This window comes from Streptomyces sparsus (genome assembly GCF_054776295.1).
The window spans coordinates 1-5,444 of the sequence record NZ_BAAHCA010000278.1 but is presented as its reverse complement, the minus strand read 5'-3'; the positions used below and the strand labels follow the sequence as shown (position 1 = coordinate 5,444).

Sequence of the window (5,444 nt, the reverse complement as noted above, 5' to 3'; positions counted from 1 at the left end):
TGGACGCGGGGGTGGGGCGCCCCTGGGGGCGGCGTGGCTCCGGTGCGGGTGGGCGGTGCGTCAACGCGGTGCGGGCCGACGGTGCGGTGTGGACGGGCGGGCGGGCGCGGCGGAGGTGTCCGGAAGGCGCTCCCGCCGCACTCTCGTGCGTCAGCTCGTTTTCCGGGCGATTTCCCCTATCAGGGCCAGGGAGCCACCTCCGAGGGTTTTTCTTTCGAGTCGTCTCAGGCGGTTCTCGCGCCCGGCCGCGATACTTACGGATCTGTTGCCATGGCAATGGCGCAGAATCCTTTTTCCCATACGGAATACCGACCTGTTCGTCGACGTGTGCCCCTTTTCGGCCCGATGTGACGAGTGGCCGAATAGTGCGCGGGAGCGCCCGGGGGTCCCGCACCGACTCGAACAGGCTGACCGAAGCCTGTTCCAGCCACTCAAGCGGATCAGGTCTCCACAGCTCCCGAGACGCCCGTACCGCACTCACATGAGATGGCTGGTTATGGCCCCTCCGTGCAACATGACGGCCCGTGCGACACCCCCACCAGGCACGGAACCGACCACACAGCGTCACCCGAACGACTGACCCGACCTGGACGGATCCGGACGATAGGACGTCCACCATCCGGGTACACGGCCGAGTGCAGCATCCGGGCGCCCCCGGCAAGGGCGCCCCCACTGACGGCGCGCGTCCGGTTGCGCCTCGGTGGCGCAACCGTCGACGACGACACGCGGCAGCGTATCGGCACAAGTCGTACGCTGGGGTGCGAAAGGGACAGCCACTGCCAACCGACGATGCGAAAAGGGAAAGTGGTCAACGGATGTACGCCGTGAAGAGCACACTGCCGGAGCAGGACCTCAAGGTCGTGGGCGAGGCGCTGCAGGGCGCCTTGGTCGATCTCGTCGACCTGTCGCTGGCAGCCAAGCAGATCCACTGGACGGTGATCGGACCCCGCTTCCGGAGCGTCCACCTCCAGCTCGACGATGTCGTGGACACGGCCCGTCAGTACTCCGACGTGGTCGCGGAGCGCGCCTCCGCACTCGGACTCCCCCCGGACGGCCGCGCCGCCACCGTCGGCCGCGACAGCAGCATGGCGAAGGTGCCGGAGGGCTGGCAGCAGGACGCCGACGCGGTCAACACGATGGTGGAAGCCCTCGGAGCGGTGGTCTCCAAGATGCGGGCGCGCATGACGGCCGCCGGCAAGGTGGACCCGGTGACCGAGGACATCCTCATCACCATCACCGGCGACCTCGAGAAGCACCACTGGATGTTCCAGGCCGAGAACGGCAAGGCCGAGAACGGCAAGTGAGCCCGGAGCCGCGCAGCCTGCCGCACCGGCCCCGATGACCTGGTGTTCAGCACGCCACGAGACGTGACGGCGTGGTACGACGGGAGTTGAGGAACAACAGAGGCCGCGAATTCCGGTGCCGGCACCGGAATGTTCGCGGCACACGATGACCCCCGGCCAGACACCTGACCGGGGGTCTCCTCGTGGACGGCCGGAGGGGGTGGCGTCCCACCGTGCAGTCGCACCGCGCCCGGGGCCGAGCGCTGCCACCACTCACCGCCGAGGGAATCGCCCGAGCATCGCCCCCGGGAGCCCCTCCGAACCCTGGCCTCCCCATGGGGCCGCGCCGGCGTCACGGGACCTTGTCGGCTTCCATGGAAGGGCCGTCGGCTCAGTGGGTCGCTCACCCTGAGCGCCGATACCTCAGATCTGACACATGATGGGGTCGTCGTCGCCGCCGTCGCAGTACTCGACCTTCTTCACCTTCACCGTGTCGATGTCCGCCAACTCGCCGTTCTCCACGGTCTCGTCGTAGAAGTCGATCTCTGCGTTCTTGGTCTTGCCGGGACCCAGGCGTTCGACGCTGGAGCCGGTGCCGCCGAGGAAGTCACCGTCCTGGTCGTAGGCCTCGAACTCGATCCAGTAGTTCGCGGCTTCCTTCCCGCTGTTGGTCACGGTGAAGGTGACCCGGTACGTGTTGATGTCGTACTCGGACTCGGCCCCCTGCTCGGTGATCTTCACGTCCTTGTCGTGGACGGTTCCGGGCGCCTCGCTCTGCTCGGCGCCCGCATCGGCCTCGCTCGCATCCTCGTCGGTGCACAGATGGTCGGCGAACGCCTTGTTCAGCTTCGCCTGGTCGGCCGCCGACATCTTGCCGTCCTCGTCGACGGCTTGGGCACGCTCGCTCTCGCCGGTTGCGCAGAACAGACGGAGGGCCTTGGCGCCTTGCGCCACCTCACCCGCGGTGGATTCGCGGAGTTCGTTCTTCTTGGGTGAGATGTCGTAGACGACGTCCATGAAGCGCGTCTCGGCAGGGGTGAGGTTGTCGGCGTTGTAACCGCGGGACTTGTCGTTGACGGCGTCTCCGCAGGCGGTGAGGGTGAGGCAGGCGGCGGCGAGTACCGCGGTGACGATGGGTGTGCGCATGGTGCCCCTCGGGTTGTGGTGAGGGGTGGACCGTACCGGCGCGGGGACGGCCGGCGATGGGCTGTGACGGGGTCGTTACGCACGGCCAGCAGGCAGTCCCGCAACCGGGCAGTGGTGAGGGCGCAGCGCGGGGCCTTTCTCGTTCCACAAGGGGGCGAGGCCGGCACGGACAGGCGGTACGTCGCGCACCGGTTCCGGTATCAGCACCAACGGCTTCCGCGGCTCACGGCTCCCGCCTGCCCTCCGACCGTGCCCACCCCTGCGCTCCCGGCTGAGAGCGTCTGCCGCAGCTGCTCGGCGGTCACCGTCACGGCAAGCGCCTGGACCAGTTCCGGGGTGGCGATCCAGCGGTGGCCGAGCGCGTCGCGATGCGCGGCCTCGTGCCCGGCGGGCTCCGCACACGGCAACCGCGACGCCACCAGCGGCGGTGTCTGCAACTCCACCGGACGTACCGCCCCGCAGACCGGCCGGGGTGGGGGCGGTACCAGGACGTACGGACGGACCATCACCACCGCGTCCCCGTCGATCGGCTCCGAACGCGGTGGCCGGCGGCGTGCCGGGCCGTTCACCGCCGCACCCCTGCCATGACCGCTCGGTACGGGCGGGTGATGTGCTCCCGGTAGCTGTGATGCGACGGGTTGCGCCCGGCATGCGGGAGCACCCACCGCTGCCCCTCCCCCGCGTCCACTCGCGGCTCCGACCGGGCAGCGCACACCGCGCACTCCATCGCGTAGGTGATCGCCTCCGCATCCGGCTCCCGATCAGGGCCGACCGTCCACCACTCGGGGCGGATGATGCCGCGCGTCACGTGGCCGCCTCCGCGGCCTGGTCGAGCACGTGCTCCACGTCGCGGCAGGGCACGCAGCCGGGGCAGAACCAGCGCTGTCCGGAGGCCGGTTGTCCGTCCTGAGTGAGGTGCCCGCAGCGCGCACACCCGCGCAGTGCCCTGACAGGTCGCGGGGCGGGTGAAGGACTGGCCATCGTGAGACTCCCGGGTCGGTGATCAACTCGTCACCGACCGTAGGACGGCCTCCGGCCAGAAAGGTCACAGGATGTAACCCACCGGCAAGGTCACGTCAGCACCCCGCACCTTCCCGCCAACGCGGCCGCCCGCTGCCGCATCCCCGAGGCTCGCGACTCCGCCAGTTCCAGCAGTATCCGGCGCGCGTACCCGTTCCAGCGGACCGTCTCGGGCGCCGACGCGTGAGCACGTTCCAGCGTCGCCAACGCCGTCTCCGACTGCCCTGCCAGCTGATGCGCCCGCGCCTCCCCGATGCGGTGCCGTGCACGCCGGGGACGAGACGGAATGGTGTGGGCGTCCGCCTGCGCCGCCTGCTTCACCGACTCCCGGCCGGCCCGCAACTCCACCGCCAGGGTCACTCCGTGCGCACCCATCACCGGCACGCTGTAGCTCGTGATCGGGTGGAAGTAGCCCGGGGGCAAGGTGCCCGCCGCACGACGAGCCCGATCCCACCAAGCCCACGCCGTACCCGCCTCTCCTCGCCGCGCCGCCGTGTAGCCTGCCGCGGCCTCCAGGGTCCCGGCGATCGCCCGCAGCGCGACAGAGCCGTCCTCACGCAACGGCTCCAGGTAGGCCAGGGCATCGGCGGTGGTCTGCTCTGCCTGGTCGTAGTGACCCGAGTCGCGGTGCGCCTCCGCCTGGAGCCAAGCAGCGACGCCGATCGTATGAGGATCCTCCGCCTCGTGCGCTGCGACCATGGCCCGCTCGGCCACCCGCCACAGCAGTGCGCTGTCCGGCTGGTAGGCGAGGAAGAACTGGGCGAGGGAGTACACCTCGCTCAGCACTGCCTGGGCCGCGCGCCGGTCGACGGCTCGATCCGACTGCCGCGCCGCGAGCTGGGCGTCGCGAACCAGATCGGGCAGCAGGGCCCCGACCACCTCACGGTGCACGGGGGACGAGTGGCGCGCTGCCCACGCGGCGCCCAGTCGTGCACGCAGGTGCGCAGCCGGAGGCGCTTGGCGGGAGGTGGTCGGCGGCAACGCGTTGATCGCGTCGCGGACCTGCGGCAGCCGTTCATGACCAGGACCGATGAACATCTCGGTGCGCAACTCGTGCACTCCCGCCTCGGCCCCGGTGAGTTCGGTGAGGTTCCGCACCCGCAGCGCCTCGGCGAGCTGGAGTACGACCTGCCATCCGGGCTCCCGCAACCGCCCGCCCTCGACGGCCTTGACCCAGGACGTCGACTTGCCGACAAGGCCCGCGAGCACAGCCTGCGACATGCCTCGCCGGAGTCGCAGAATCTGCAGGCGTTGACCGAACCGGACGGTCTCAAGAGCTGTGCTGTCCGTACGCTCGGGCATACTCGTCCCTCCGTCATGACGTCGCACTCGTGACGGTACCCCTGGCTGCACGCCGCGGAACGGCTTGAGGCAACCGGTGGCCGGGGGAAGCATCCGGCAGTTTCACGTGCCGTGCTCCCATCTCCACAACGCGCGGTGCGCTTTCGTCGCATGCGGCGCTGGTTCCGCTTCCGCAGGCGGAGTCGACCGGGCTCGGCAGCGCACACGCACTCCGCGCATGGCAGATCCCGCGCCAGCATCCGATCGCGATCGCCACAGGCCTGATGCGGGACCTCGACGGAGTGCGCGTCGCGCTGCTGGGCGGCTGGAATCTGTACGTGCTTCTCTCCCCGATCACAGCGCCCAGCACTCAGATGGAAGGCTTCCTCAAGGGGGTTGGGGGCTGTCCCGGAGAGCCGGTGAGGTGGCAGTGGACCTTCCTCACGAGTCCGGGTCACCTCCCCGAGGCGGGTGTGGCGCGGACAGACCCTGACGACGACCAGCGCATGCCGGTGGGCGGCCTGGATCAAGAACACGGTGGCGCTCGGCATACCAGGAGAGCGGCACACCCTGGAGCGCCCGTGGCGCTGGCCTGCTCCACGGCTCGGGCGCCCAACGCCGCCGAGGCCCGCCCGCCACCAGGGAGGACGCGCCCGTGGCGCGGCTGCACGACGCTCGGCCCGGTCACGCGTCGAGCGGGGCGTCGTCACGCCC

5 protein-coding genes are annotated in these 5,444 nt (G+C 70.1%); 1 reads left to right on the top strand and 4 read right to left on the bottom strand.

What is annotated here, in order from left to right; all coding sequences use genetic code 11:
• Nucleotides 1-815 precede the first annotated feature (815 nt).
• Nucleotides 816-1,304, top strand: a complete 489-nt coding sequence (locus ACYVE9_RS14325) for a Dps family protein (RefSeq protein ID WP_461028217.1) — start codon at nt 816-818, stop codon at nt 1,302-1,304.
• Nucleotides 1,305-1,706: 402 nt separating this feature from the next.
• Here ACYVE9_RS14325 and ACYVE9_RS14320 read toward each other — a convergent pair whose 3' ends face one another.
• The 4 genes from ACYVE9_RS14320 to ACYVE9_RS14305 all read right to left on the bottom strand — a co-directional run bounded on the left by ACYVE9_RS14320 (nt 1,707) and on the right by ACYVE9_RS14305 (nt 4,751).
• Nucleotides 1,707-2,429, bottom strand: a complete 723-nt coding sequence (locus tag ACYVE9_RS14320) for an FxLYD domain-containing protein (RefSeq protein ID WP_461028216.1) — start codon at nt 2,427-2,429, stop codon at nt 1,707-1,709.
• Between the two features lie 200 nt (nt 2,430-2,629).
• Nucleotides 2,630-2,998, bottom strand: a complete 369-nt coding sequence (locus ACYVE9_RS14315; protein WP_461028215.1) for a hypothetical protein — start codon at nt 2,996-2,998, stop codon at nt 2,630-2,632.
• Nucleotides 2,995-3,237, bottom strand: a complete 243-nt coding sequence (locus ACYVE9_RS14310; RefSeq protein WP_461028214.1) for a DUF7848 domain-containing protein — start codon at nt 3,235-3,237, stop codon at nt 2,995-2,997. Before ACYVE9_RS14310 ends, ACYVE9_RS14315 begins: the two co-directional genes overlap by 4 nt.
• A gap of 263 nt (nt 3,238-3,500) precedes the next feature.
• The gene (locus ACYVE9_RS14305; protein ID WP_461028213.1) at nt 3,501-4,751 is read right to left on the bottom strand and encodes a helix-turn-helix domain-containing protein; all 1,251 of its coding nucleotides are present in this window, start codon (nt 4,749-4,751) and stop codon (nt 3,501-3,503) included.
• Nucleotides 4,752-5,444 lie beyond the last annotated feature (693 nt).